Raw genomic sequence first — 26,646 nt, 5'->3', positions numbered from 1 at the left:
TCCTGCGCGACGCCGAAGTTCTTCGCCAGCACCTCCGGCGGCGTGTGCGCGAACCAGTCGGTCAGCAGGAGCGTGTTCGACTCCGACTGGTCGCCGTCGTCGAAGGCGAGGACGAACTCCGCTCCGTCGGGCCCGAGGCCTTGCAGCGAGTGCGGGGTGCCGGCCGGGAAGAACCACAGGTCGCCCTCTTCCACGTCCTCGACGGCGGGCAGCCCGGAGCGGCCGAGCGTGGTGACACGAGCCCTGCCTCGGGTCATGACCGCCCACTCGGCCGTCTGGTGCCAGTGCAGCTCCCGGATGCCGCCGGGCTCGAGGTACATGTTCACCCCCGCGATCTCGTCGGAGATGTGGAAGTCCTGCTTCGTGAGCTCGCGCGCCCAGCCGCCGCGCTGCACCCGCCGCGGCGAGATGTTGAACGACGACCAGAAGAACGGCTGAGTGCTGATGTCGGTCGCCGGCGCGTGGATCTGATCGGGGAACTGCGACGCGATCGCGTCGTTCCGGGGACCGGTCATCGTGCTGCTCTGCGGAAGGTCGGCGATGTTGATCTCGCCCTCCTGCGGGAGGTCGGGGTCGCCGAGCACGGGCACCTCGTGCCCGACGGGGATGTTCTCGGACGCGGTCATGGCGTTCTCCTTCGGGATGTTCCGGACCTTGCCTCCGAGTCTGTCCATCCCACCGGCATCACGGCCCAGATGCCTGACGGAACCGCTTTCGACTCTCGTCGCATCCCGCAGCGTCCCGGCTCGATGCCGCGAGCAGAGACTCTGGACAAACGTAGGACTTCGCATGCTGCCGCCGTCGTTAGCGTGAGATGACTCCGCCGACCAGCGCGGAGGACCACCGCAGTATCCGGGCACGACCCGGCCGACACACAACCTGGAGCTCCTCATGCCTTTTGTGACCACGGATGACGGCACTGAGATCTACTACAAGGACTGGGGTCCCCGTGACGCCCAGCCCATCGTGTTCCACCACGGCTGGCCCCTCTCGGCGGACGACTGGGACGCCCAGATGCTCTACTTCCTCGGCAAGGGCTTCCGCGTCGTCGCGAGCGACCGCCGCGGGCACGGCCGCTCGTCGCAGACCGGCGTCGGGCACGACATGGACCACTACGCGAGCGACGTCAGCGCGGTGGTCGAGCACCTCGACCTGCGCAACGCGATCCACATCGGCCACTCGACCGGCGGCGGTCAGGTCGCCCGCTACGTCGCGAAGTACGGTGAGCCCCAGGGCCGCGTCGCGAAGGCGGTCCTCGTCGCCGCCGTCCCGCCGCTCATGCTGAAGACCGAGAACAACCCCGAGGGCACCCCGCTCGAGGTCTTCGACGGCTTCCGTGCCGCCCTGGCCGCGAACCGCGCGGACTTCTTCCAGGCGGTCGCATCCGGACCGTTCTACGGCTTCAACCGGCCGGGCGCGACCGTGTCGGAGCCCACCGTCGCCAACTGGTGGCGCCAGGGCATGATGGGCAGCGCGCTCGCCCACTACGAAGGCATCAAGGCGTTCTCCGAGACCGATCAGACCGAGGACCTCAAGGCCATCACGGTGCCCGTCCTCGTCCTGCAGGGCGACGACGACCAGATCGTTCCCTACAAGGATGCCGCGATCAAGCAGGCGGAGCTTCTGCCCAACGCGACGCTCAAGATCTACGAGGGCTTCCCGCACGGGATGCTGACCACGCACGCCGAGGTTCTGAACCCCGACATCCTGGCGTTCATCCAGCAGTAACGCCATCCACGACGCCGAGGCGGCGCGGTCGAGAGCCTCGAGCGCGCCGCCTCTCGCGTAGGTGCTCCTCACACCCCGCTCGGAATCTCTTCGGGGATAGTGTCGTATTCGAGCGTCGCCGTTCGTGGATGAGGTGTGCGACCCGTCCGGGTCGCTGCGACCGAGGAGCCACGACCTGGCTCCCGTCCCGATGTGAGGAGACGACAGTGACCAAGTACCTGATCGCGTTCAACGACGAGTGGGTGCCTCAGCACACGCCCGACGAGCTGATCCGCAAGAGCGAAGCCTCGCGGGCAGTGCTCGACGATATGAAAGAAGCCGGCGTCTTCGTCTACGCGGACGGCGGGATCGACGCCTCGACCGTGCTCTGCAACGTGGTGAGCAAGGACGGCGAGCCCGTGTTCACCGACGGGCCGTTCGTCGAGAGCAAGGAGCACCTCGGCGGGTTCACGGTGATCGAGGCCGCCGACGACGAGGCGGCGCGGTACTGGGCGGGTCGCCTCGCGGTCTCGCTGGACTGGCCGCAGGAGGTGCACCGGTTTCCCGCCGATGTCGCCGAGATCATCGAGCGGCAGACACCCGGACGTGACTGATCGGGCCCGGCCGGCGGCATCCCACCACCACCCGTGACCGGCACCGGCGTCGAAGAGGCGATCGCCCGCGCCCACCGTGAGGAGTGGGCGCGGGTGGTCGCCGGGCTCGCGCGGCGGTTCGGCGATCTCGATCTCGCGGAGGATGCCGCGGCCGACGCGTACGTCGCCGCGCTGGAACGCTGGACGCGCGACGGCGTGCCTCCCAACCCCGGCGCCTGGCTCACCACCACCGCGACGCGCAAGGCGATCGACCGCGTGCGTCGCGAGGCGCTCCGAGCGGGCAAGTACAAGGCGGCCCAGATGCTGTCGGACGACACCCCTCCCGAACCGACCGGACCCGTCGAGGACGACCGGCTGCGGCTCGTCTTCACGTGCTGCCACCCCGCGCTCGCCACGGACGCCCGCGTCGCGCTGACGCTGCGCCTGCTCGGCGGTCTCACGGTCGCCGAGATCGCCCGCGCCTTCTTCGTGCCCGAGACAACGATGGCCCGGCGGATCACCCGCGCCAAGGCGAAGATCAAGACCGCGGGCATCCCGTACCGGGTGCCGTCGGAGACCGACATCCGGGAACGGCTCGGCGGCGTGCTCGCGGTCGTCTACCTCATCTTCAACGAGGGCTACCTCGCCACGACCGGGGGCGACCCGCTGCGCGCCGACCTGAGCGACGAGGCGATCCGCCTCGGGCGGCTGCTGCGCACGCTGCTGCCGGACGAGGGCGAGGTCACCGGTCTGCTCGCCCTCATGCTGCTCGCCGACGCGCGCCGCGCTGCCCGCGTGTCGCGCACCGGCGAGCTCGTGACCCTCGGCGAGCAGGATCGCAGCGCCTGGGACCGCGCGCTGATCGCCGAGGGCCATGCCCTCGTGCGCGAGCGGATGGCCGTGGTCGCCGCGGGCGGCGCCCCGCCGGGGCGGTACCAGCTGCTGGCCGCGATCAACGCCGTGCACACCGCCGCGCCCTCGGCGGGCGACACTGACTGGTCGCAGATCGTCGCCCTCTACGACCGGCTGGTCCGGCTCGACCCGTCCGCGATCGTGCGGCTCAACCGGGCGATCGCCGTCGCCGAGGTCGACGGCCCGGACGTCGCGCTCGCCGAGATCGACCGCCTCGGCGAGGCGCTCGACGGCTATCACGCGTACCACGCGACGCGCGCCGACCTGCTGCGGCGGGTCGGTCGCAGTGCGGACTCGCGGCAGGCGTACGACCGCGCTCTCCAACTCGTCGACAATCCCGCGGAGCGCGCGTACCTGACCCGTCGGCGCGATCAGCTCGTGTGACCGCCCAACGGATGAGAGAAGCGGATGCCGCAGCCCGCGGCATCCGCTTTCCTCACCGTGTGCGGGTCAGAGCACGACCAGGAAGCCCAGCGCCGCGCTCGCGATCGACAGCACAGCGAGCACGATCGACGGGGTCGCGTTCTCCTTGCGGCGGACGTGGACGACGATCGCACCGATCATGACGACGGCCAGCGCCGTCGCGGCGATCGGGGTGAGGATCGGGGCGATGCCGGTCAGGAGCGGCAGGATCAGGCCGATGCCGCCGACGACCTCGGCGGCCCCGATGAGCTTCACGGTGGGGTCGGCGAAGTCGTCAGCCCAGCCCATGCCGCTCGCGACGAGCGCGGTGCGCGGACGGGCGACCTTCATCGAGCCGGCCATGATGAAGGCGAGCGCGAGGACTCCGTTGAGGATCCAGAGGGCGATGGTCATGCGGTTCTCCAGGCAGTGATCGTGGGGTCTGTTACTGTTTGTAAGCAACCACATGATGCGTCATCTTCGGAGGGCGTACAAAAGGCACACGCATGTAAGCAGGTGACACGCGATGACGAACACACTGACGGTGCAGGTGGGCGACCCCGCCCCGACGGGCTACGAGCGCTCCTGCGAGGGCACGGCGCCCGGCTCCGATCACGGCCGTGCCATCCGCGACGTCCTCGACCGCATCGGCGACAAGTGGTCGCTGCTGGTCGTCGGCACTCTGCGGGGCGAGCGGCTGCGGTTCACCGAGCTGCAGCGGCACATCCCCGGCATCTCGCAGCGCATGCTCACCCTGACGCTGCGCCAGCTCGAGCGCGACGGCCTGATCACGCGCACCGTGCACGCCGAGGTGCCGCCTCGCGTCGAGTACGAGCTGACCGCGCTCGGCGGCACCCTCGTGCAGCTCGCCATGGCGCTCGCCGACTGGGCGATCGAGAACCACCCGCGCATCGAGGACTCCCGGGCCGCATACGACGCCGCCCACGCGCGCTGACCGCGCGGTGTCGGCCGTCCGCGCCATGATGGGCGGATGGACGCTTCGTCTCGTTCCTCGCTCAGCGCAAGCGCCTCGACCATACGCGCCGAGCGGCTCCGGTCGCATCGCCTGATCGCCCCCGCCCGCACCGTCGCCGAGGCGGCGCGGCACATGCTCGCGACGCAGGCGCAGGAGTTCTGGGGCGGCCGATGGGCGGTGGCCCAGCGCACGCAAGGAGCGCCGACGCTGCGCGACGTCGATGCGGCGTTCGACCGCGGCGAGATCGTGCGGTCGTGGACGATGCGCGGCACCATCCACCTCATCCCTGCCGAAGATCTCGCGTGGGTGCTGTCGCTGACCGCCGAGCGGCAGCAGCGCCAGATGGCGGGAGTGCGGCGCACCGAGGCCATCGACGACGCGGAGCTCGACCGTGCCGAGGCGGCCACACGCGCGGCGCTCGCCGGCGGCAACCGGCTGACCCGCAAGGAGCTCGCCGAGGTGTGGGAGCTCGCGGGCGTCTCGACGGCGAAGCAGCGCGGCTATCACCTGCTCGTGGCGATGTCGCTGCGCGGTGTGGTGTGCCAAGGGCCGGTCGTGCCGCGCACCGAGGGGCCGACCCGCGAGCAGTACCTCGTGCTCACCGAGGAGTGGATCCGTGACCCCGTGACCCCGGCCGACCCGCTCGCCGAGCTGTTCGTGCGCTACATCGCCGCCCACGGACCGGCCGGGGTGCGCGACTTCGCGTGGTGGACGAGTCTGCCGCTCGGTGTCTCGCGGCAGGCGGCCGAGGCGGCATCCGATCGGCTGAAGATCGTCGCCGCCGACCCCGAGCCGGTGTACCTCGTGGACGGCCCGGCACCCCGGCGATCGGCGTCGGCACCCGAGGTCGTCGCGCTGCCGCCGTTCGAGGAGTACTACATCTCGTACGCCGACCGCACGGTGCCGTGTGCGCCCGAGTTCCTCGCCGCCATCGGTCCCAGTATGAACGGCATCGTGCGGCCGATCATCGTCGCCCGCGGCGAGATCGTCGGCGTGTGGACCCACTCGGTCGCCGTCGGCCGGCACGCCGACGACCCGATCCCCGAGCTGTTCTCTCCCGAGGCGGCGACGGAGGCCGAGGTGGCGGCAGCCCTCGACCGCTACCGGGCGTTCATCACCGCCTGAACGATCTCATGCGTGGCGGTCGAGGAAGTCGTACACCTCGTTGTCGTCCACACCGGGGAAGGCGCCACGGGGGAGCGGCGAGAACATCTGCATGTGCACGCGCGCGCTCGGCCAGGCCTTGCCGGCCCAGCGCCCGGCGACGTCCGAGGCCGCGCGGCGGCAGCACGACTCGTCCGGGCACGTCGAGGTCGCCCGCTTCTGCGTCTCGCGGCCGCGGAACCAGCGGGCGTCGTCGAACGGCACCCCGACCGTGATCGAGAACTCGCCGGCCGAGGTCGAGCCTGTCTGCGTCGAGCACCAGAACGTCCCCGCAGGCGTGTCGGTGTACTGGTAGTGCTCAGTGGTGCGGTTCTGCTCGTCGAAGGCCGCGCGGGCCGAGAACTTGCGGCACGCCATCTGCCCGTCCACCGCGCCGGTCACGTCCATCGGCAGCGGCAGGTCGTCGTTCTCGTACACGCGTGAGATCGCGCCCGACCCGTCGACGCGCAGGAAGTGCAGCTTGATGCCGAGGTGGTGGGTGGCGAGGTTCGTCAACCGCATGCCGGCTGCCTCGTGCGTGACGCCGAACGCGTCACGGAAGTCCTCCACCGCGAGGTTGCGGTCCTTCTTCGCCTGCTGCAGGAACGCGACCGAAGCCGTCTCGGGCATGAGGCAGCACGCGGCGTAGTAGTTGATCTCCAGCCGCTGCTGCAGGAAGTCGGCGTAGTCGGTCGGGCGCTCGTGACCGAGAAGGCGATGGGCCATCGCCTGCAGCGCCATCGAGCGCAGGCCGTGACCGCCGGGGATGGATGCCGGCGGCAGATAGATGCGGCCGTGCTCCAGGTCGGTGACCGACCGGGTGGAGTGGGGGAGGTCGTTGACGTAGATGAGCTCGAAGCCGAGCTTCTCGGCCATGATGCTGACGGTGCGGTGCGTGAGCGCGCCCGAGACGTGCCCGGCGGCCTTGAGCTGCTTCTCGGCGAGCTTCTCGATGTCGGGCAGGTAGTTGTCGCGTGCGCGCATCATGAGCCGCAGCTCGGTGTTCGCGCGCCGTGCCTCTTCGGGGGTGGCGATGGCCTCGCGCTCGCGGCGCTGCAGCTCGCGGTGCAGCCCCAGGATCGACTCGATCGTCTCGTCGCTCATGCCCTTGGTGACCTTGACCGGGGCGACGCCGAGCTGGCGGAACACGGAGCTCGACTGCGCGCGCTCCAGCTCGATCTCCAGAGCGGCCCGGCGGTTCGGCGGCTCGGCCGACAGCAGGTCGGCGACCTCGACGCCGGTGACCGACGCGATGGCCTGCAGCAGCGACAGCTTGGGCTCCCGCTTGCCGTTCTCGATGAGGCTCAGCTGGCTGCCGGCGACCCCGACGAGGGCGCCCAGCTCGTCGAGCGTGTAGCCGTGGGCGAGGCGCTGATGACGGACGCGGTGGCCCAGGGTCGTGAGTTCGAGCGACGTCGGCGGCATTCCTTGATGATAGCGAAAGAATCGCAACTCTTGACGCATCAAATCGTGCGAAGAGGCATCCATCACGCCTGAAAGTAGAGGAAGAGCACGAATCTGCACCGTCGACAATCAACGAGGAGCGACACCATGGCCCTTGCCGACATCTTCACCCGAACCGAAGGCTCCACCCCTGCGACCACCGGGGCGGCTCGTGCGACCGTCACCGGGACGTACGGCGAGATGCCGACCGTCGCGGGCGAGGGCATGGCTGCTCTGCGCGAGTGGGTCGACGAGATCGCGGCGCTGACGAAGCCCGCCCGCATCCACTGGGTCGACGGCTCGCGCGCCGAGAACGACACGCTGCTGCGCGAGCAGGTCGAAGAGGGCAAGCTCATCAAGCTCAACCCCGAGTGGCGGCCGGGCTCGTACCTCGCCCGCTCGCACCCGAGCGACGTCGCCCGCACCGAGGGCCGCACCTTCATCGCCTCCGAGCGCGAAGAGGACGCCGGCCCCACCAACAACTGGGTCGCGCCCGACGAGATCCGTGCCACGATCACGCCCCTGTTCGACGGCTCGATGAAGGGCCGCACCATGTACGTCGTGCCGTTCTCGATGGGTCCGGTCGGAGGGCCGCTGTCGCACATCGGCGTGCAGATCACCGACAGCGCCTACGCGGTCACCTCGATCGGCATCATGACGCGCGTCGGCACCGACGTGCTGCGCGAGATCGCCGGCGGCGCCCCGTGGGTCAAGACGGTCCACTCCGTCGGCGCGCCGCTGCAGCCCGGCCAGCAGGACGTCGCTTGGCCGTGCAACGACGAGAAGTACATCGTTCACTTCCCCGAGACGCTCGAGGTGTGGTCGTACGGCTCGGGCTACGGCGGCAACGCGATCCTCGCCAAGAAGTGCTTCGCGCTGCGCATCGCCTCGGTGATCGGCCGCAACGAGGGGTGGCTCGCCGAGCACATGCTGCTCATCCGCGTGATCGACCCGGCCGGCCGTGCCTACCACCTCGCCGCCGCGTTCCCGTCGGCATGCGGCAAGACGAACCTCGCCATGCTGCGCCCGACGATCCCCGGCTGGCGCGTCGAGACCCTCGGCGATGACATCGCGTGGCTGCGCCCCGGCGAGGACGGCCGCCTGTGGGCGATCAACCCCGAGGCCGGCTTCTTCGGCGTCGCGCCCGGCACCGGCGAGTCGACCAACGTCACCGCGGTCGAGACGCTGTGGGGCAACACGATCTTCACGAACGTCGCCCTGCGTCCCGACGGCGACGTGTGGTGGGAGGGTCTGACCGACGAAGCGCCGGCCGAGCTCATCGACTGGGAGGGCAACCCCTGGACGCCGGCATCCGGTCGCCCCGCCGCCCACCCGAACTCGCGCTTCACCGTCGCCGCGGCGCAGTGCCCGCAGATCGCCGACGACTGGGACGCCCCGCAGGGCGTGCCGCTGGACGCGATCCTGTTCGGCGGCCGCCGCGCCACCAATGTGCCGCTCGTCGTCGAGGCCACCGACTGGACGCACGGCGTCTTCATGGGCTCGAACGTGTCGTCCGAGCGCACCGCCGCCGCCGAGGGCACCGTCGGCGAGCTGCGCCGCGACCCGTTCGCCATGCTGCCGTTCTGCGGCTACAACATGGCGGACTACTTCGGCCACTGGCTGAAGGTCGGGCAGCAGCTGCGCTTCGACCGCGCGCCGCGCGTGTTCCAGGTCAACTGGTTCCGCAAGGGCACCGACGGCCGGTTCCTGTGGCCCGGCTTCGGCGACAACTCGCGCGTCATCGACTGGATCATCCGCCGCATCGAGGGCGAGGTGGGCGCTGTCGACAGCCCCATCGGCCGTCTTCCGCACACTGAGGATCTCGATCTCGACGGCATCGAGGTGCCGCAGGCCGACCTCGACGAGCTCTTCGCCGTCGACCCGCAGCTGTGGCTGCAGGAGGCCGACCTGACCGAGGAGTTCTACCGCACCTTCGAGGGCCGCGTCCCGGCGCCGCTGTGGGCCGAGCTCGCAGCGCTGCGCTACCGTCTGCAGCGCGCCTGACCTCGGGGGAGCGGATGCCCCGGCCTCACCTGTGCGGTGGCCGGGGCATCCGCTTCTTCTGAACGGTGCTCAGACCAGCAGCTGGTGCTTCGCCAGGTCGCGGTACAGCGGCGTCGTCTGCACGAGCTCGGAGTGCGTGCCCTGGCCGACGACCCGGCCGTGGTCCATGACGACGATGTGGTCGCTGTCGACGACCGTCGACAGGCGGTGGGCGATCACGATGAGCGTGCGACCCGCGGCGACCGCGTCGATGGCGTCGCGCATGCGCTGCTCGTTGAGGCCGTCGAGCGATGACGTGGACTCGTCGAGCAGCAGGATGGGCGGCGCGGCCAGCAGCGCCCGGGCGATCGCGAGGCGCTGACGCTCGCCGCCCGACAGCATCACGCCCGATTCGCCGACCGGCGCGTCGATGCCCAGCGGGTTGCGGTCCAGCACCTCGCCGAGGTTGACGGCGCGCAGCACCTCTTCGCACTCGGCATCGGTGGCCGCGGGAGACGCCAGGCGCAGGTTGTCGCCGATCGTGCCGGCGAGGGTCGGGGCGTCCTGCTCGACATAGCCGAGCTGGGCGCGCAGCGCGTCGCGGTCGAGCGTGCGCACGTCGTCGCCGCCCAGCAGGATCGCTCCGCCGGTCGGGTCGTAGAAGCGCTCGATGAGCGCGAGGGTCGTGCTCTTGCCGGCGCCCGAGGGGCCGACGAGCGCGACGCGGGCCCCGCGTGGCACGGTGAACGAGACGCCGCGCAGCACGTCGGCGTCGGAATCGAGGGATGCCGCGGCCTCCGGCTGCCCGTCGGCGGCCGCGCCGTCGCCCAGGGCGATGACCGAGGTGTCGACGTGGGCGCTCTCCAGCACGGCCAACGCCTCGGACTCCGCCTTGCGGCGGGCGGCGACGACGTTCTCGGGGTACCGGAAGCGCACGTCGCGGAACTCGATGGCCGCGGCGGAGTCGCCCGGCGTGACGGCATCCGACTCCCGCACGCGTGCCGCGATCGCGGCGTCGTCCTGCGCCTCGGCGGGCAGATCGAGCACCTCCTGGATGCGGCCGAGCGCGCCCAGTGCCTGGTTGACCGACGTGATGGCGCCGAAGAACGAGCCGAGCGGAGCGATCAGCATGAAGAGGAACATGATGAACGTCACGAGGCTCGCGATCGTCAGGGCGCCGGTGGCGACGCGGAAGCCGCCCAGGCCGATGACCACCAGCAGCGACACCTGCAGGGCGATGCCTGCGATCGGCACCACGAGCGCCGACACCTTCGCGATGCGCACGCCCACCTCGAACGCGCCGGTGGCCTGCGCGGTGACCGTCGTGATCTCGCGGTCGGTCGCCCCCGACGCCCGGACGGTGCGGATCGACCCGACGGCGCGCTCGACGCCCGAGGCGAGTTCGCCCACCTTCTCCTGCTGCTCGGTCGACGCGGTGCGGATGCGGCCGCTCAGGGTGACGACGCCGACGACCGAGATACCGATCACGAGCACGATGATGCCGAGCAGCAGCGGATCGATGATGGCCATCGCGATCAGCGCGCCGGCGAACAGCAGCGCGTTGCCGATCGAGTCGGCGAGGCCCTGGGTGAGGGCGGCGTAGAGGAGCGTGGTGTCGCTGCCGACACGGGAGACGAGGTCGCCGGTGCGGCGCGCGTCGAACTCGCTGATCGGCAGGTGCAGGATGCGGGCGATGAGCCGACGCCGGCTGGAGTACACGACCGCCGTGCCGGTGCGCTGCAGCAGGTAGTGCTGATAGCCCGAGATGAGCGACCCGAGGATGACGAAGGCGACGAGCGCCCACACCAGCAGCCCCAGATCGAGGTTGTTCTCGACGCGCGTGATCACCTGGCCGACCAGCAGCGGCTGCACGAGCGATGCGCCGGCGCTCAGGATGCTGAGCACGATCACGACGGCGATCGTCGCCTTGTGCTCGAACAGGTAGGGGAGGAGCTGACGGAACGTGGCCCGCGGGCCTTCCTGCGTGCCGCGTCGGGAGCGGCCGCGTCCGCGGGGGGCGGGGCGCTCCGAGCCGGCTGGGGCAGGGGCTTCGTCGAGTTCGGCGGAGGGCATGCGGGTACCTCGTTCGTGAAGGGGGCAGAAGAAACGCTACGCCTCCTCGGTGACGCCGCCTGACGCCGCGGCCGAACACACGGCGAACCTTCAGTCTGACGAAAGGTTTGCAGTGGCTCGACGGGCGCCCGGCGATGTCGGGGTGCGGCGCTAGGGTGGTCCGGTGCCTGCCCCCGTGATCTCAGCGTCGAACCTCGCCAAGGCCTACAAGGTCAAAGGCAAGCCCGACTTCGTCGCCGTCGACGGCCTCTCGTTCGAGGTGGCGCCCGGCGAGTCCTTCGGGTTGCTCGGACCGAACGGCGCCGGCAAGTCGACCACCATGAAGATGATCGGCGCGGTCTCGACGCGCTCGGGCGGAGACCTGTCGATCCTCGGTCTCGACCCCGACCGCTACGGGCCCGAGATCCGCTCGCGCCTGGGTGTGGTGCCGCAGCAGGACAACCTCGACGGCGAGCTCAACGCGCGCGAGAACCTCTACATCTACGGCCGCTACTTCGGCCTGCCCGCGAAGGTCTGCCACCAGAAGGCCGACGAGCTGCTCGCCTTCGCGCAGCTCGACGACAAGGCGAAGAGCAAGGTCGACGCCCTCTCGGGCGGCATGAAGCGCCGGCTGACGATCGCGCGCGGCCTCATCAACGACCCGCGCATCCTGCTGCTCGACGAGCCGACGACGGGCCTCGACCCGCAGGCGCGCCACGTGCTCTGGGACCGGCTGTTCCGCCTGAAGGAGCGCGGCACGACCCTCGTCCTCACGACGCACTACATGGACGAGGCCGAGCAGCTCTGCGACCGGCTCATCGTGGTCGACAAGGGCCGCATCATGGCCGAGGGCACTCCGGCGTCGCTCATCCGCGAGCACTCCAGCCGCGAGGTGCTCGAGGTGCGCTTCGGCTCCGACCGCAACCAGCAGGTCGCGCCCCAGCTCGAGGGCATCGGCGACCGCGTCGAGGTGCTGCCCGACCGCATCCTCGTCTACGCCCACAACGGGGAGGCGGCGCTCGAAGCCGTCACCCACCGCGGGCTGACCCCGCTGACGTCGCTCGTGCGCCGGTCGAGCCTCGAAGACGTGTTCCTTCGTCTGACCGGAAGGTCGCTGATCGAATGAGCGAGCGACCCGAAGGCGAAGGGATGCCGGCGGCCGCTGCCGCGGGGGCGACCGCGGCGCAGCCGACGACCGAAGAGCTGCGCGCCGAGGCGATGGAGTGGGGTCGCCGGCCGCGCGGGCTCGGCACGTGGTACGTGACGGAGCACATGGTCCGTGCCATGCGGGCCTACGGCTGGACGATCGTGGTCGGCGCGCTGGGGCAGCCGATCCTGTACCTCCTCGGCCTCGCAGTCGGCCTGGCCGCGCTCATCGGCGCGCCGATCCAGGACGGCGACCAGACCGTCCCGTACCTGGTGTTCGTCGCCCCGGCCCTGCTCATGACGGCCGCGATCTCGGTGGCGACGGAGGAGTTCTCGTTCCCGGTCGTGGCCGGGTTCAAATGGCGGCGCTACTTCTACGGCTTCAGCGCCTCGCCACTGTCGCCCGGGCAGATCTCCGGCGGGGTCGTCATGGGCGCCGCGGCCCGCATGTTCGTGGTCGTCGTCGCCTACTACGCGCTCATCTGGATCTTCGGCGCGGTGCCGCACCCGGCGACCGGCTGGCTCATGATCCCGATCGGCCTGCTCGCGGGGCTGTCGTTCGGGGTTCCGTACATGGCGTACGCCGCCTCGATCACCGAGGACAAGGGGCAGTTCGCGCTCGTGCAGCGGTTCATCTTCATGCCGATGTTCCTGTTCTCGGGCACCTTCTATCCGCTCGACACGCTGCCGCTGTGGCTGCAGTGGATCGGCTGGGTCTCGCCGCTGTGGCACGCCTCCGAGCTCGGCCGCATCGTCAGCTACGGCAAGCCCGCCGACCCGTTCGCCGTGCTCGTGCACGTCGTGTTCCTGCTCGTGCTCGCCGGCGGCGGCTACCTCCTGGCGCGGCGGATCTTCCAGAGGAGGCTCGGCGAATGACCGTCCTGACCGAGGTTCCGGTCCGCTCCGGCGGCGTCCGCGCGCTGTGGGCGGGCAACCCCCAGGCCGTCGTGCAGCGCGGGCTCATCGCGGCGCGCTCGTCGAGCTGGGCCGTCGTGCTGTCTGGCTTCTTCGAGCCGGTGTTCTACCTGCTGTCGATGGGCATCGGCATGGGCGCGCTGATCGGCGACGTCACGACGTCGGGCGGTGTCGAGGTGAGCTACGCGGCCTTCATCGCGCCCGCGCTGCTCGCGACGTCGGCGATGAACGGCGCGATCTACGACTCCACGTGGAACGTCTTCTTCAAGCTCAACTACGGCAAGCTCTACGAGGGGATGCTGGCGACCTCGCTCGGGCCCCTCGACGTGGCCCTCGGCGAGATCCTGTACGCGCTGCTGCGGGGGCTGCTCTACGCGACCGGGTTCATGGTCATCATGCAGGTGCTGGGCCTCAACCTGTCGTGGACGGCGATCCTCGCGATCCCCGCCGTGCTGCTCATCGCGTTCGGCTTTGCGAGCCTGGGAATGGCCGTCACGAGCTACATGAAGACCTTCCAGCAGATGGACTGGATCAACTTCGTGCTGCTGCCGATGTTCCTCTTCTCGGCGACGCTGTTCCCGATCACCGCATACCCCGAGTGGATCCAGGGCGTGATCATGGCCTTCCCGCTCTGGCACGGCGTCGAGCTCGTGCGGGGCCTCACGACCGGCATCCTCACCCCCGACATGTGGTGGCACGTGCTCTACTATGTGGTCATGGTCGCCGTCGGTGTCGTGTTCACGACGAAGCGCCTGCGCGCGCTCTTCCTGGACTGACCCGAGTGCGACGAAGGGGATGCCGCGGCCGAGAGGCTGCGGCATCCCTTTTGCGGCATCCTGACACTGTTCTGAACGCGTTCAGTTCTGCTAGCTTCAGGGCATGCGCAGGAGAAACCGCCAAGGTCGACGCGGGTCGGCCCCGATCTTCGTCAGCATCCGCATCGAGGCGCCGCTGGAACGGGTGTGGCGGCTCACCCAAGACCCGGCCGCGCACGTCCGGTGGGACGCCCGGTTCAGCGCGATCACGCCGGTCGAGACCTTCGCAGGCGGTGGCTACCGGTTCCGGTACGAGCGGCGGATCCCGGGCCACACGATCGTCGGGTCCGGAGCGACGATCGGGGAGCGCGTGCGTGCCGACGGCACCCGCACCTCGGCGCTGCGATTCGGCACGGACGATCCGCTGTCACCGCTCGGCGACGGCCGCGGGTACTGGAGGTATGCGCCCGACGGGGACGCCGTGGTGTTCTCGACCGGCTACGACTACGAGCCCGCGTGGGGACGGGTGCTCGACGGGCTGGTGCGTCCGGCCCTGGGGTGGCTCACCGCGTGGAGCTTCGACCGGCTGCGACTGTGGGCAGAAGCGGACTGTCCGCCTGAGCGATGGACGCTCATCACGGCACTGCAGCCGTGGCGTTCCGGGCGCCCGCGGGCGGCCCGCTGCGCCCGCCGCGCGCCGCGCGGGCACGCGATGAGCGATGCGCCCGCCACCCTGTCGACCCTGGTGGCGCCATGAACACGACGTACGTCCAGCACGCGACGTCGATGTTCGCCGCGGCGATGGGGGAGGAGTTCAGGCGGCTGCATCCGATGCTGCAGCGCCGGTTCGGGGTCGGTCTCGCCGGCGGATACGCCTGCGTGGGAACCGGTGTCATGACGCGCATCCGCCGCGGTCCGTGGTGGACGGTGCCATTTCTGCAGATCGGGAGGTTCCGCAACATCCTCGTCCCCGACGTCGGCACAGGGATCCCGTTCGTCATCGAGAACTACCCATATCGCGACCCGTACGGCCGGGAGACGGTGACCTTCGTCCGGGAGTTCCGGATGCCTCGTCGCCGCCACCGGTTCGACGCGACGATGGTGCTGGTCGACGGCCGCATCGTCGACTACCTGGGGACGCACCAGCATCTCGCGGTCGATCTCTCGCTGAGCACGGACGACGACGGCGGACTGGTGCTGCGGTCCGACGCGCAGCGGTTCTACGCGGGGCCCGCGGGGTTCCGCTTCCCCATGCTGTTCAGCGGCCGCGCGCTGCTGCGGGAGTCGTACGACGATGCGGCCGGGGTGTTCCGCATCCGCCTCGAGGTGCGCAACCGCGTGTTCGGCTTCCTCTTCGGCTACGAGGGCGCCTTCCGCTGCGACTTCGTCGACGCCGACGATGCGCCGCAGCGGCTGAAGCCCGTCCGCCACGAGGTGCGCACCTGAGACGGGCCGCGCGGAGGCTTCTGCTGGGCCCGGGAACGGGCAGGGCCGGCCGCGCCTGACGCGCGACCGGCCCCACGAGTGACCGACTGGCTACAGCGATCCGGTCGCTCCGACGCCGAGGTCGGCGTTGTAGTCGACGTCCTTCGTCTCGGGGCTGAGCAGCAGCGCGATGAAGGTGAGCACGCTCATCGCCGACAGGTAGACGCCGACGAGGGCCGGGCTGCCGCCGGCGGCGGCCCACAGGGCCACCGCGACGATCGGCGCCAGCGCCGCACCGAGGATCGACGACACGTTGTACGAGATCGCCGAGCCCGAGTACCGCACATTGGTCGGGAACAGCTCGGGCAGGATCGCACCCATCGGCCCGAACGTCGCCCCCATGAGCATGAACCCGAACACGAGGAACGCCTGCACGAGCGCTCCGGTGAACTTCGGGTCGAGCTGCGGCAGCAGGAACAGGTTGAACGACAGGCCGAACACGATGATGACGCCCGTCACCCACAGCAGCAGGCGGCGGCGGCCCACGGCATCCGCGATCGGTCCCGACAGCAGCGTGAAGATGCCGAAGAACACCACGCCGATGATCTGCATGAGCACGAAGTCGGTGTAGCCGAAGCCGAGGCCGGGGACGTACGTCGCGGCGTCGAACGGGGTGCCCGCTGCCTCGGCGGCCGCCTGGGCGCCCTCGAGCGTCGCCTTCGTGCCGTACGCGAGCGTGAAGTTCGTCATCAGGTAGAACAGCACGTACGTCGCGAGCATGATGAACGTGCCGAGGATCAGGTGCCACCAGTGGTGGCGGATGACGGTGCCGAGCGGGAACTTGCGGATCGCGCCCTTCTCCTCCGCCTTGACGAACGTCTCGGACTCGACGAGGCGCAGGCGCACCCACAGGCCGATGATGACCATGACGGCCGAGAACAGGAACGGCACGCGCCAGCCCCATGCCAGGAAGTCCGCGGAGCGCTGACCGGCGCCCTCGGGGTGCGGCAGGAGGAAGTTGATGGCGAGGAAGATGCCGTTCGCGATGATGAAGCCGAGCGGGGCGCCCAACTGCGGGAACGTGCCGTACCAGGCGCGCTTGCCCTTCGGGGCGTTCTCGGTGGCCACGAGCGCGGCGCCCGACCACTCGCCGCCGAGCGCGAAGCCCTGGAACAGGCGGAGGACGAGCAGCAGCACCGCGGCCCAGACGCCGATCTCGTTGAACGTCGGCAGGCAGCCGATCAGGAACGTGGCGATACCCATCGTGAGAAGGGATGCGACGAGCGTCGCCTTGCGGCCGAATCGGTCGCCGAAGTGGCCGAACACGATCGCGCCGAGGGGGCGCGCGACCATCGCGGCACCGAAGACGCTGAACGACAGCAGCAGCGACGTCGTGTCGTTGCCGGTGGGGAAGAACAGGATGGGGAAGACGAGCACCGCGGCGGTCGCGTAGACGTAGAAGTCGTAGAACTCGATCGTGGTGCCGACGAGGCTCGCGAGGATGACACGGGAACGGGGATTCGCCGGGGCGGCGGGGGAGGGGACGGTCGTGCTGGGGGAGGTCATATTCACCTGGGCATGCGCGGAGCGGGACATCCGGGTGGGATGCTGCGGTGGGCGGACGCCCGGCGCAGGATGACGCGTCAGGCGGCACTGCACTGGATCACCATGGCGTGCGAGCGGTTCGCCCGGCACGAGCATCAAGCCTAGTCCCGGGGGCCCGGCACAGGCCCGGAAACGACGAACGGATGCCGCGGCCCGGGGCCGCGGCATCCGTTCGTCGATGTTCCGATCAGCGCCAGAGCACGGCGATCGCGGCATTCGCGAAAGTCAGCACTCCGATGGACCAGAAGATCCCGCCGGGCACGGAGCCCGACTTGCGCTGGCGGCCGGCGCCGATGCCGAGCAGGGCACCGATCACCACCAGGATGACCAGCTTGATGCCGATCTTGACGTAGTTGAGGTCGTATTCGATGCCCCACGGGGCGGCGAGGATGAGGCCGGCGAGGCCGGCGATCGCGAGTCCCCAGTTCATGAGACGCGTGATCTGGTGCTTGCCGTTGACAGCTTCGACGACCCAGGCGCCGAAGAGGATGGCGAAGCCCACCAGGTGGACGAGCACGACGACGTGACGGAGGATTTCCATGCCCTCAGTCTAATTGAAGGTTTGCCCGGCGCCAGAGGTGGGACGCCCGGTGCCGGTCACTCCGGCCGACGGAGCTCCCGCAGCACGACGGCCGTGCGGATCGCCGCGTCCGCCGCTTCGAAGCCCTTGTCCTCTTCGGACCCGGCCAGGCCCGCGCGGGCGATGCCCTGCGCTTCGTCGTCGAGCGTGAGGACGCCGAACCCGACCGGCTTGCCGGTGTCGAGGGCGACCCGCGTGAGGCCGTCCGTCGCGGCGTTCGACACGAACTCGAAGTGCGGAGTGCCGCCGCGGATGATGACGCCGAGCGCGACCGCCGCGTCGGCGCCGGCCTCGAGTGCGGCCTTCGCGACCACCGGCAGCTCGAACGAGCCCGGCACGCGCACCACGCGGTAGGTCGCACCGGACGCGTCGAGCGCGCGCTGCGCACCCGCGATGAGACCGTCCGTGATCGTCTGGTGCCATGTGCCCGCGATCACGACGACCTCGAGGCCCGTCGCGTCGACCGCTCCGGTCGTCTGGGGAGCGCCCTTGCCGCTCATGCCTGTGCTCCGTCGTTGTGCGCCGCGGCGTCGTGCATGTTGGCCAGGGCGTCGGCGAAGTCCTCGTCGGCGATGATGTGGCCCATGCGGTCGCGCTTGGTGGCGAGGTACTGGTGGTTGTTCGGGCCGACGCCGACCAGCAGCGGCACCTGCTCGACGATCTCGAGCCCGAGCTCGCGCAGCTGCTTGACCTTGTCGGTGTTGTTGGTCAGCAGACGCACCTTCTCGACGCCGAGATCGGTGAGGATGCCGGCGGCCGCGGCGTAATCGCGGGCGTCGGCCGGCAGCCCCAGCGCCAGGTTGGCGTCGACGGTGTCGAGGCCGCGCTCCTGCAGCGAGTACGCGCGCAGCTTGTTGATGAGGCCGATGCCGCGACCTTCGTGGCCGCGCATGTAGATGACGACGCCGCCGTCCTGCTCGATCGCATCGAGCGCCGCCTCGAGCTGAGGACCGCACTCGCACTTGAGCGAGCCGAACGCCTCGCCGGTCAGGCACTCCGAGTGCACGCGCACGAGCGGAGCCTCGTCGAGCTCGCCCGAGACGACCGCGATGTGGTCGGTGCCGGTGATGCGGTCCTTGTACGCGAGGAAGCGGAACGACCCGTGCGACGTGGGCACGTGGGCCTCGGCGCGCAGGCTCACGCGGCGCTTGTGGGCGCCCCGGATCGCGGGGTCGCACGGCGCGTGCTCGTCAAGGTAGGCGACGAGCTGCTCGATCGTGATGACCGGGATCCCGTACTCGGCGCCGAGCTCCTGCAGGCCGGGCAGGCGCATCATGCTGCCGTCCTCGGCGACGACCTCGCCGATGACGCCGACGGGCGTCAGCTCGGCGAGCTTCATGAGCTCGACCGCCGCCTCGGTGTGGCCGGCGCGCTCGCGCACGCCGCCGTCGACAGCGCGCAGCGGCAGGATGTGGCCCGGGCGCTTCACGCTGGCGCGCGTCGACTCGGGGTCGGCCAGGACGTTGAGCGTGTGGGCGCGATCGGCCGCGCTGATGCCGGTGGTGACGTTGTCGGCCGCGTCGACGCTCACCGTGTAGGCGGTGCCCCGGGCGTCCTCGTTGTGCTCGACCATGGGCGGCAGGTCGAGGCGGTCGGCCCAGTCGGCGGGCATCGGTGCGCACAGGAAACCGCTCGTCCAGCGGACGGTCCACGCCACCCATTCGGGTGTCGCGAGCTGTGCCGACAGGATGACGTCGCCCTCGTTCTCGCGGTTCTCATCGTCGGCGACGATGACGGGCCGGCCGGCGCGCAGCGCCTCCAGTGCCTCGGGGATGGTGGCAAGGCTCATCGCGAGCCTCCTTCCGTGGAAAAAGCCAGCAGGCGCTGCACATGGCGCGCCAGGATGTCTGTCTCGAGGTTGACGCGGTCGCCCGCAGTGCGAGCGCCGAGAGTGGTCGCGGCGAGGGTCTCCGGGATCAGCGAGACCTCGAACCAGCCGTCGCCGGGGCCCGCGGGGCTCGCGTCGCTGACCGTGAGCGAGACGCCGTCGACGGCGATCGAGCCCTTGTCGACGACGAGCGGCGCGAGCGCGGCCGGCACCGAGATGCGCAGCACCTGCCACTGCGCGCCGGGGCGCACCTCGAGCACCTCGCCGGTGCCGTCGATGTGGCCCTGCACGATGTGGCCGCCGAGGCGGCCGTGCGCGGCCGTCGCGCGCTCCAGGTTGACGGCTCGTCCGGGGGCGACGCCGGCCAGCGTCGACATGTCGAGCGTCTGCTTCATGACGTCGGCGGTGAACCAGTCCGGGCCCTGGCCGACGACGGTGAGGCACACGCCGCTGACCGAGATGGAGTCGCCGTGTGCGGCATCCGACACCGACTTCGGACCGCGGACGGTCACCCGCACGCCGTCGCCCGACGGCTCGACCGCGGTGACCTCGCCGATCTCTTCGACGATTCCGGTGAACATCAGTCGTCTCCTTCGCTGGGGTCCTGAAGCTGTCGTGGGGCGGCGACGTACAGCACGTCGTCGCCGAGGGGGATCACGGATGCCACGTCCAGGCGCCGCGCCTGCGCGATGGTCGTCACGCCGATGTCGCGCACCGCGAGCCGGTCGCCGCCGAGCAGCACCGGCGCGACGTAGACGAGCACCTCGTCGACGAGGCCTTCTCGCAGGAACGAACTGGCCAGGGCGGGGCCGCCCTCGACGAACACCCGCTGCACGCCCTGGGCACGCAGGTCGTCGAGCATGGCGGCGAGGTCGCCAGGGTACTGCCGCACCGCCTGCGGGTGCCGCCGCACGGCCGCCTCGTCGGGGATCGGGCGAGCGCCGACCACGACGGGCGCGGGCTGGTGGGGGAGCAGCGCGCCGTCCTCGGCGCGCGCGGTGAGCGCAGGGTCGTCGGCCAGCAGCGTGCCGGTGCCGACGACGATGACGTCGGCCTGCGAGCGGCGGAGGTGCACGTCCGCGCGCGCTGCCGGCCCGGTGATCCACTGGCTGGTGCCGTCGGCGGCGGCCGCGCGCCCGTCCAGGCTCTGCGCCCACTTGACGGTCACGTGCGGACGGCCCAGCCGCTGCACCGTGAGCCACGAATCCAGCAGCGCGGTCGCCTCGTCGGCGAGCAGCCCCGCCTCGACGTCGACGCCCGCCTCGCGCAGGCGCACCGCGCCGCCCGAGGAGTGATCGCCCGGATCGGACACCGCGTACACGACACGAGCCACGCCCGCGGCGATGAGCGCCTCCGAGCACGGGCCGGTGCGGCCTGTGTGGTTGCAGGGCTCGAGGGTGACGACGGCCGTCGTGCCGCGCGCCGCGCCGGGCGCGAGCTTCGACAGCGCATCCACTTCGGCGTGCGGAGTGCCGGCCCCGCGGTGCCACCCCTCAGCGAGCACCTCGCCGTCGGGCGACAGCAGCAGCGCGCCGACCTGCGGGTTCACGCCGCGCGGCCCGTATGCGGCGATCGTCAGCGCCCGACGCATCGCGTCGTATTCCGCCGTGCTCGCCATCGGCCCTGCCCTCTCGCTGTCTGCTGAGGCTCCGGGCAACGGGAAGCGGCGGCGCGCGCGACGCCGCTCGTGCTGCCTCCCATCCGGACTAGCGACGACTGCTCGTCGCATCACCGTCGGTTCCGGAATTCCACCGGATCGACCTCGGCTCACCCTGTCGGACAGGACGGATGCCTCGGCTCGCGGACTCTCACCGCCGGTTCGGATTCACACCGACCCCGGAGCACGTTGATGCTCTCGAGTGTAGTCAACGCCGCATCGGGCCATTCATTCCATGTCTTCGCATGAAGCCGGGCGATCGGGGCGGGGCGCGGCCCGATGTCCCCGTGGCGGCATAGCCTGGGGTGGGGACGGTGAGATTCTTGACGACGACACGGGGCTTCGACGAACTGGCTGCGCGACCGTACGCGGACGTGCTCATCATCGGCGGAGGGATCAACGGACTCGCCACGCTGCGCGACCTGGCGCTGCAGGGCGTCGACGTCGCGCTCGTGGAGCGTGCCGACTTCGTCAGCGGCGCGTCGGCGGCGTCGTCGCACATGATCCACGGCGGCATCCGCTACCTCGAGAACGGCGAGTTCCGTCTCGTGCACGAGGCGGTCACCGAGCGCAACGCGCTGCTGCGGACGGCGCCGCACTACGTGCGGCCGCTGCAGACGACGATCCCCATCTTCTCGACGTTCTCGGGGGTGCTGACCGCCCCGCTGCGGTTCCTGCGCCACGGCAAGGGCAGGCCGCGTGAGCGCGGCGCCGCGCTCATCAAGATCGGCCTCGTCATCTACGACTCGTTCTCGCGCGGCGGCGGGCTGTTCCGCGGGGGCAGCGTGCCGCGGCACACCTTCCACGGCCGGCGGCGGTCGCTCGCGCAGCTGCCCGACCTCAACCCCGGGGTGAAATACACCGCCACGTACTGGGATGCGTCGCTGCACGACCCGGAGCGACTCGCGCTGGACGTGCTGCGCGACGCGCGCGCGGTCGGCGGGGACCGTGCGCGCGCGGCCAACTACACCGCGGCCGTCGGCACGCAGGGCGGCCACGTGCTGCTGCGCGACGCCGAGACCGGCCGCGAGACGCCGTTCGCGGCATCCGTCGTCCTCAACACGAGCGGGCCGTGGACCGACCTGACCAATCTCGCCCTCGGCGACCCGACCCACTACATGGGCGGCACCAAGGGCTCGCACATCGTGCTCGACCACCCCGCTCTGCTGGCGGCCACGGGAGGGCGCGAGCTGTTCTTCGAGAACGAGGACGGACGCATCGTGCTCATCTACCCGCTCAAGGGGCGGGTGCTGGTCGGCACCACCGACCTCGAGCACGACATGCGCGACCCGATCGTCTGCACCGAGGCCGAGGTCGACTACTTCATCGACCTGATCGGGCAGGTGCTTCCCGAGATCCCGGTCGACCGCTCGCAGATCGTGTACCGCTTCGCCGGAGTCCGTCCGCTGCCCGGCCACGGCGACCTCGCGCCCGGCTTCGTCTCGCGCGACTACCGGGTCGAGTCCGAGCCGCTCGCCGGGGGTCAGTCGACCGTGCTGAGCCTCGTCGGCGGCAAGTGGACCACCTTCCGCGCATCGGCCGAGCACCTCGCCGACCGGGCCCTCGAGCTGCTCGCGCAGCCGCGCCGGCGCTCCACCAAGGGCATGCCGATCGGCGGCGGACGCGGGTACCCCACGACCGAGCGGGCGCGCCAGCAGTGGATCGCCGCACATGCCGGTGCCGTGCCCGCCGCCCGTGCAGCCACGCTGCTCGACAGGTACGGCACGGTCGCGGCATCCGTCATCGCGGCGATCGCGACCGACCCCGACGACGCACCGCTCGAGCACGCGCCCGGATACTCGACCGGGGAGCTGCGCCATCTCGCGGCCGCGGAGTCGGTGGTGCATCTCGACGACCTGCTGCTGCGCCGCACCTCGCTCGCGTTCACCGGCGGCGCGAGCCCCGAAGCCGCCGACGAGGTCGCCGCCGCCGTCGCCCCGACGCTCGGCTGGGACGCCGCGCGCGTCGCCGGCGAGATCGAGCGCGGGCTCGCACACGTGCACGCCGCCGATCCGGCGTGGTCGGAGGCTTCCGCGCGATAGACCGGCCGGGCGATAGCCTGGCGGGCACCGGACCCGGCGACGCGCGCCGGAGGAGAAGGAGACGACGTTGTCCGACCACGTGCTGGCGATCGATCAGGGCACGACCTCGACCCGTGCCATCGTGTTCGACAGGGAGGGCGCGGTCGTCGCCGTCTCACAGCGCGAGCACGAGCAGATCTTCCCGCGCGCGGGATGGGTCGAACACGATCCGGTCGAGATCTGGACCAGCACCGAGTGGGTCATCGCCTCGTGCCTCACCCGCGCCGGCATCACGGCATCCGATGTCGCCGCGATCGGCGTCACGAACCAGCGCGAGACCGCCATCGTGTGGGAGAAGCGCACCGGCCGGCCCGTGCACAACGCCGTCGTATGGCAGGACACCCGCACGCAGCCGCGCATCGACGCGATGGCCGCGGACGGCGGCGCCGACCGGTTCGCCGACCTCACCGGCCTGCCGCTCGCGACGTACTTCTCGGCGTCGAAGGTCGCCTGGATCCTCGACAACGTGCCGGGCGCCAGGTCGGCGGCCGAAGCGGGCGAGCTGCTGTTCGGCACCCCCGACACGTGGGTCGTGTGGAACCTCACGGGCGGCGCCCGTGGCGGCATCCACGTCACCGACGTCACCAACGCGTCCCGGACCCTGCTCATGGACCTGCGCACCCTGGACTGGTCCGACGAGCTGCTCGCGGTGTGGGGCATCCCGCGCGCGATGATGCCCGAGATCCGGTCGTCCTCCGCAGTGGTGGGCCATTCGCAGCTGCCGTCGGTGCTCGACGGGGTGCCGATCGCGGGCATCCTCGGCGACCAGCAGGCGGCCACGTTCGGGCAGGCCGCCTTCGCGGCGGGGGAGTCGAAGAACACCTACGGCACCGGCAACTTCCTGCTGGTGAACACCGGCACCGAGATCGTGCGGTCCCCGAGCGGCCTCATCACCACCGTGGGCTACCGCATCGGCGACGAGCCGGCGCACTACGCCCTGGAGGGCTCGATCGCCGTCACCGGCTCGCTCGTGCAGTGGCTGCGCGACAACCTCGGCATCATCCACCGCTCCGAAGACGTCGAGACGCTCGCCGCGAGCGTCGACGACAACGGCGGCGCATACTTCGTGCCCGCCTTCTCGGGCCTGTTCGCGCCGTACTGGCGACCCGACGCCCGCGGCGCTCTGGTGGGCCTGACGCGCTACGTCAACAAGGCGCACATCGCCCGTGCGGCGCTGGAGTCCACCGCCTTCCAGACCCGCGACGTCATCGACGCCGTCGCCGCCGACACCGGCCGCACACTCGACGAGCTGCGCGTGGACGGCGGCATGACCCGCGACGATCTGCTCATGCAGTTCCAGGCCGACATCCTCGGCATCCCCGTCGTGCGGCCGAAGGTGGTCGAGACCACGGCGCTCGGCGCCGCGTACGCCGCCGGGCTCGCGACCGGCGTCTGGCGCGACCTCGACGAGCTGCGCGCGCACTGGCGCGAGGACGCCCGCTTCGAACCGCGGATGCCGTCCGACGAGCGCGAACGGCGCTACCGGCAGTGGCGCAAGGCCGTGTCGAAGTCCCTCGACTGGGTGGACGACGACGCCCGGGTGCTCATGGGCACCACCGAGGGCTGAGCCGGGCTACTTCAGCAGCCGCGACAGGCGCCGGTCGGCGAGGATCTTGCCGCCCGTCTGGCACGTCGGGCAGTACTCCAGCGAGTTGTCGGCGAAGAACACGCTGCGCACCTCGTCGCCGCACACCGGGCACTTCTCGCCGCGACGGCCGTGCACCTGCATGCCGCGGCGCTTGGCGTCCTTGAGATCGGCGGGAGGCTTGCCGGATGCCTCGGCCACGGCATCCCGCAGGGTCTCGGTCATCGCGTCGAACAGCCGAGTCACCTCGTCGTCGCCCAGCGACGAGGCAAGGGCGTACGGCGACATCTTGGCGGCGTGCAGGATCTCGTCGGAGTACGCGTTGCCCACGCCCGCGATGATGGACTGATCGCGCAGCACGCCCTTGATCTGCGTACGGCGGCCGCTCAGCAGCGCCGCGAACGCGTCGCGCGTGAACGACGGGTCCAGCGGGTCGGGGCCGAGCCGCGCGATACCGGGGACGTCCGCCGGATCGCGGACCACGTACACCGCGAGCGACTTCTTGGTGCCGGCCTCGGTGAGGTCGAACCCGGAGCCGTCCGACAGCGCCACCCGCAGCGCGATCGGCGTCTTGCCCGGACGGATGATCGTCTTCGGCAGTTCGTCGTACCACCGCAGCCATCCGGCCTTCGCCAGATGGAAGATCAGGTGTGGTCCGGTCGTCCCGATGTCGATGAACTTGCCGTGGCGCGTCGCACCCGTGATCTCGGTGCCCTTCAGCGCCTCGATCGGGGGATCGTACGTCTTCAGCGCGGCGATGTTCGCGACGGTCGCGCGCTCGATGCGCACCCCGGTGAGCCGCTCCCCGAGGAAGTCGACGAGCCCCTGCACCTCCGGCATCTCAGGCATGGGCTCATCCTGCCATGCCGTCCCGACACGCGGGCCGTATCGCTTCTGCGGCGGAGTTCAGGCGTTCAGCACAGGCCAGGGCTGCGGCATCCGGTCATCCGTCGCGAGCAGCCCGGCGATCCAGCCGTCGTCGCGCCCCCTCGGGCCGACGAGCGCCTGACGCAGCAGACCCTCATAGCGGAAACCGAGCGCACGGGCGACCCGGGCCGACGCGACGTTGCCGGCCACGGCACGCCATTCGATGCGGACGAGCCCCAGCCCTTCAGAGCTGAACCCCCAGTCGATGACGGCCCGCGCCGCCTCGCGGAGACGCCCGCCGCCGCGCGCGTCGGGCGCGATCCAGTAGCCGATCTCGCCGGCGCCCTTGCCGTCGACGCGATAGAACCCGATCGTGCCGATCAGGCGGTCATCCTCGCGGATGGCCCACGTCAGATGGATGCCGCTCTCCCAGTCCTTCGGAACCCGCTCGACGAACGCCTCGGCGTCGCTGCGTCGGTACGGCCAGGGGATCGGCGTGAAACGCCGGATGTCGTCGTCCTGGCACGCCTCGAACAGGGCGTCGACGTCGCCCGCGTCGGGCAGCGTCAGCGCCAGTCGGGGCGTGCGCAGGCTGACGGGTTCCATGTCGGCGGGGGAGGCCTCAGCGCGCGCGGCGCAGCAGGCCGACCTTGTCGTAGACATCGGAGAGGGTGCGGTTCGCGACCTCCTCGGCCTTGGCGGCGTTCGCGGCGAGGACGCGGTCGAGCTCGGCCGGGTCGGCGAGCAGCTCGAGCGCACGCTCGCGCACCGGGCCGAACTCGTTCACCACGACCTCGGCGAGACCCTTCTTGAAGTCGCCGTAGCCGCGACCCGCGTACTCGTCCTCGATCGCCGGGATCTGGCGGCCGGTCAGGGCCGCGTAGATCACCAGCAGGTTCGACACGCCGGGCTTGTTCTCGCGGTCGTAGCGGACGGACCCCTCGGAGTCGGTCACCGCGCGCATGACCTTCTTGGCCGACTTCGCCGGGTC

The 26,646-nt window shown here is 70.8% G+C and carries 25 protein-coding genes, 1 pseudogene and 1 riboswitch; of the genes and pseudogenes, 13 read left to right on the top strand and 13 right to left on the bottom strand.

Going from position 1 to position 26,646, the window contains the following annotated elements; genetic code table 11:
• Positions 1 to 626: cupin domain-containing protein (locus ACTHNQ_RS06035; protein WP_440331979.1), on the bottom strand; the 626-nt coding region annotated here is incomplete at its 3' end.
• A 265-nt stretch (positions 627 to 891) separates the two neighbouring features.
• Here ACTHNQ_RS06035 and ACTHNQ_RS06030 point away from each other — a divergent pair.
• The 3 genes from ACTHNQ_RS06030 (at position 892) to ACTHNQ_RS06020 (ending at position 3,596) form a co-directional block, all read left to right on the top strand.
• A complete protein-coding gene (locus ACTHNQ_RS06030) occupies positions 892 to 1,728 on the top strand; it encodes an alpha/beta fold hydrolase (protein ID WP_440331977.1) in 837 nt (278 codons plus the stop codon).
• A 206-nt stretch (positions 1,729 to 1,934) separates the two neighbouring features.
• Positions 1,935 to 2,321 carry a YciI family protein gene (locus ACTHNQ_RS06025; protein WP_018171841.1) on the top strand — a complete coding sequence of 129 codons (387 nt, stop codon included), beginning with the start codon at positions 1,935 to 1,937 and terminating at the stop codon, positions 2,319 to 2,321.
• A 33-nt stretch (positions 2,322 to 2,354) separates the two neighbouring features.
• On the top strand, positions 2,355 to 3,596 hold the full coding sequence (locus ACTHNQ_RS06020; RefSeq protein WP_440331976.1) for an RNA polymerase sigma factor: 1,242 nt from the start codon (positions 2,355 to 2,357) through the stop codon (positions 3,594 to 3,596).
• Between the two features lie 66 nt (positions 3,597 to 3,662).
• On the opposite strand, the gene ACTHNQ_RS06015 is transcribed toward ACTHNQ_RS06020, so the two are convergent.
• Positions 3,663 to 4,028, bottom strand: coding sequence for a DoxX family protein (locus ACTHNQ_RS06015; RefSeq protein WP_440331974.1), 366 nt, complete (start codon positions 4,026 to 4,028; stop codon positions 3,663 to 3,665).
• Between the two features lie 112 nt (positions 4,029 to 4,140).
• Here ACTHNQ_RS06015 and ACTHNQ_RS06010 point away from each other — a divergent pair, with 112 nt between their 5' ends.
• Together ACTHNQ_RS06010 and ACTHNQ_RS06005 are read left to right on the top strand one after the other, a co-directional pair.
• Positions 4,141 to 4,569: a winged helix-turn-helix transcriptional regulator gene (locus ACTHNQ_RS06010; RefSeq protein WP_440331972.1), complete on the top strand. Its 429-nt coding sequence runs from the start codon at positions 4,141 to 4,143 to the stop codon at positions 4,567 to 4,569.
• Positions 4,570 to 4,605: 36 nt separating this feature from the next.
• Positions 4,606 to 5,715: a winged helix DNA-binding domain-containing protein gene (locus tag ACTHNQ_RS06005; protein WP_440331970.1), complete on the top strand. Its 1,110-nt coding sequence runs from the start codon at positions 4,606 to 4,608 to the stop codon at positions 5,713 to 5,715.
• A 6-nt stretch (positions 5,716 to 5,721) separates the two neighbouring features.
• Here the strand turns inward: ACTHNQ_RS06005 and ACTHNQ_RS06000 are convergent, their stop codons facing one another.
• Positions 5,722 to 7,158: an XRE family transcriptional regulator gene (locus ACTHNQ_RS06000; protein ID WP_018171846.1), complete on the bottom strand. Its 1,437-nt coding sequence runs from the start codon at positions 7,156 to 7,158 to the stop codon at positions 5,722 to 5,724.
• Positions 7,159 to 7,284: 126 nt separating this feature from the next.
• Here ACTHNQ_RS06000 and ACTHNQ_RS05995 point away from each other — a divergent pair, with 126 nt between their 5' ends.
• Positions 7,285 to 9,180 carry a phosphoenolpyruvate carboxykinase (GTP) gene (locus ACTHNQ_RS05995; RefSeq protein ID WP_440331968.1) on the top strand — a complete coding sequence of 632 codons (1,896 nt, stop codon included), beginning with the start codon at positions 7,285 to 7,287 and terminating at the stop codon, positions 9,178 to 9,180.
• Positions 9,181 to 9,249: 69 nt separating this feature from the next.
• On the opposite strand, the gene ACTHNQ_RS05990 is transcribed toward ACTHNQ_RS05995, so the two are convergent.
• Positions 9,250 to 11,232, bottom strand: a complete 1,983-nt coding sequence (locus ACTHNQ_RS05990; RefSeq protein ID WP_440331966.1) for an ABC transporter ATP-binding protein — start codon at positions 11,230 to 11,232, stop codon at positions 9,250 to 9,252.
• Between the two features lie 163 nt (positions 11,233 to 11,395).
• Here ACTHNQ_RS05990 and ACTHNQ_RS05985 point away from each other — a divergent pair, with 163 nt between their 5' ends.
• From ACTHNQ_RS05985 to ACTHNQ_RS05965, 5 genes are all read left to right on the top strand, one after another.
• Positions 11,396 to 12,337 carry an ATP-binding cassette domain-containing protein gene (locus ACTHNQ_RS05985; RefSeq protein ID WP_018171849.1) on the top strand — a complete coding sequence of 314 codons (942 nt, stop codon included), beginning with the start codon at positions 11,396 to 11,398 and terminating at the stop codon, positions 12,335 to 12,337.
• Positions 12,334 to 13,233: an ABC transporter permease gene (locus ACTHNQ_RS05980; RefSeq protein WP_440331964.1), complete on the top strand. Its 900-nt coding sequence runs from the start codon at positions 12,334 to 12,336 to the stop codon at positions 13,231 to 13,233. Before ACTHNQ_RS05985 ends, ACTHNQ_RS05980 begins: the two co-directional genes overlap by 4 nt.
• Entirely contained in the window at positions 13,230 to 14,048 is an 819-nt protein-coding gene (locus tag ACTHNQ_RS05975) for an ABC transporter permease (RefSeq protein WP_018171851.1), read from the top strand. Before ACTHNQ_RS05980 ends, ACTHNQ_RS05975 begins: the two co-directional genes overlap by 4 nt.
• Before the next feature lie 103 nt (positions 14,049 to 14,151).
• Positions 14,152 to 14,784, top strand: coding sequence for an SRPBCC family protein (locus ACTHNQ_RS05970; RefSeq protein ID WP_440331962.1), 633 nt, complete (start codon positions 14,152 to 14,154; stop codon positions 14,782 to 14,784).
• Positions 14,781 to 15,473: a DUF4166 domain-containing protein gene (locus tag ACTHNQ_RS05965; RefSeq protein WP_440331960.1), complete on the top strand. Its 693-nt coding sequence runs from the start codon at positions 14,781 to 14,783 to the stop codon at positions 15,471 to 15,473. The genes ACTHNQ_RS05970 and ACTHNQ_RS05965 overlap by 4 nt, the downstream gene beginning before the upstream one ends.
• 90 nt (positions 15,474 to 15,563) lie before the next feature.
• On the opposite strand, the gene ACTHNQ_RS05960 is transcribed toward ACTHNQ_RS05965, so the two are convergent.
• From ACTHNQ_RS05960 to ribD, 6 genes are all read right to left on the bottom strand, one after another.
• Positions 15,564 to 17,018: an MFS transporter gene (locus ACTHNQ_RS05960; protein WP_018171854.1), complete on the bottom strand. Its 1,455-nt coding sequence runs from the start codon at positions 17,016 to 17,018 to the stop codon at positions 15,564 to 15,566.
• A gap of 226 nt (positions 17,019 to 17,244) precedes the next feature.
• Complete coding sequence (locus ACTHNQ_RS05955; protein WP_018171856.1) at positions 17,245 to 17,598, bottom strand: hypothetical protein; 354 nt, start codon at positions 17,596 to 17,598, stop codon at positions 17,245 to 17,247.
• 56 nt (positions 17,599 to 17,654) lie between these two features.
• Entirely contained in the window at positions 17,655 to 18,137 is a 483-nt protein-coding gene (gene ribH, locus ACTHNQ_RS05950; protein ID WP_440331957.1) for a 6,7-dimethyl-8-ribityllumazine synthase, read from the bottom strand.
• Positions 18,134 to 19,426 (bottom strand): GTP cyclohydrolase II, encoded by a 1,293-nt coding sequence (gene ribA / locus ACTHNQ_RS05945; RefSeq protein ID WP_440331955.1) that lies wholly within the window; start codon positions 19,424 to 19,426, stop codon positions 18,134 to 18,136. Before ribA ends, ribH begins: the two co-directional genes overlap by 4 nt.
• Positions 19,423 to 20,046, bottom strand: a complete 624-nt coding sequence (locus ACTHNQ_RS05940; protein WP_018171859.1) for a riboflavin synthase — start codon at positions 20,044 to 20,046, stop codon at positions 19,423 to 19,425. Before ACTHNQ_RS05940 ends, ribA begins: the two co-directional genes overlap by 4 nt.
• On the bottom strand, positions 20,046 to 21,083 hold the full coding sequence (gene ribD / locus ACTHNQ_RS05935) for a bifunctional diaminohydroxyphosphoribosylaminopyrimidine deaminase/5-amino-6-(5-phosphoribosylamino)uracil reductase RibD (protein ID WP_440331954.1): 1,038 nt from the start codon (positions 21,081 to 21,083) through the stop codon (positions 20,046 to 20,048). Before ribD ends, ACTHNQ_RS05940 begins: the two co-directional genes overlap by 1 nt.
• Positions 21,084 to 21,149: 66 nt before the next feature.
• Positions 21,150 to 21,313: riboswitch (FMN riboswitch) on the bottom strand.
• Between the two features lie 123 nt (positions 21,314 to 21,436).
• Here ribD and ACTHNQ_RS05930 point away from each other — a divergent pair.
• Together ACTHNQ_RS05930 and glpK are read left to right on the top strand one after the other, a co-directional pair.
• Positions 21,437 to 23,164, top strand: coding sequence for a glycerol-3-phosphate dehydrogenase/oxidase (locus ACTHNQ_RS05930; RefSeq protein ID WP_440331952.1), 1,728 nt, complete (start codon positions 21,437 to 21,439; stop codon positions 23,162 to 23,164).
• Between the two features lie 67 nt (positions 23,165 to 23,231).
• Positions 23,232 to 24,770 carry a glycerol kinase GlpK gene (glpK, locus tag ACTHNQ_RS05925; RefSeq protein WP_440331951.1) on the top strand — a complete coding sequence of 513 codons (1,539 nt, stop codon included), beginning with the start codon at positions 23,232 to 23,234 and terminating at the stop codon, positions 24,768 to 24,770.
• A 6-nt stretch (positions 24,771 to 24,776) separates the two neighbouring features.
• Here the strand turns inward: glpK and ACTHNQ_RS05920 are convergent, their stop codons facing one another.
• From ACTHNQ_RS05920 to ACTHNQ_RS05910, 3 genes and pseudogenes are all read right to left on the bottom strand, one after another.
• Positions 24,777 to 25,637: an Fpg/Nei family DNA glycosylase gene (locus ACTHNQ_RS05920; RefSeq protein ID WP_440331950.1), complete on the bottom strand. Its 861-nt coding sequence runs from the start codon at positions 25,635 to 25,637 to the stop codon at positions 24,777 to 24,779.
• Between the two features lie 57 nt (positions 25,638 to 25,694).
• Entirely contained in the window at positions 25,695 to 26,261 is a 567-nt protein-coding gene (locus tag ACTHNQ_RS05915; protein ID WP_440331948.1) for a GNAT family N-acetyltransferase, read from the bottom strand.
• A gap of 16 nt (positions 26,262 to 26,277) precedes the next feature.
• Positions 26,278 to 26,646: pseudogene (locus ACTHNQ_RS05910) on the bottom strand (tryptophan--tRNA ligase); the annotation flags it as partial.

Origin of the sequence: Microbacterium sp., assembly GCF_051953575.1 — a bacterium.
Classification (GTDB): domain Bacteria; phylum Actinomycetota; class Actinomycetes; order Actinomycetales; family Microbacteriaceae; genus Microbacterium.
This window is presented reverse-complemented; position numbering and strand designations above follow the sequence as displayed.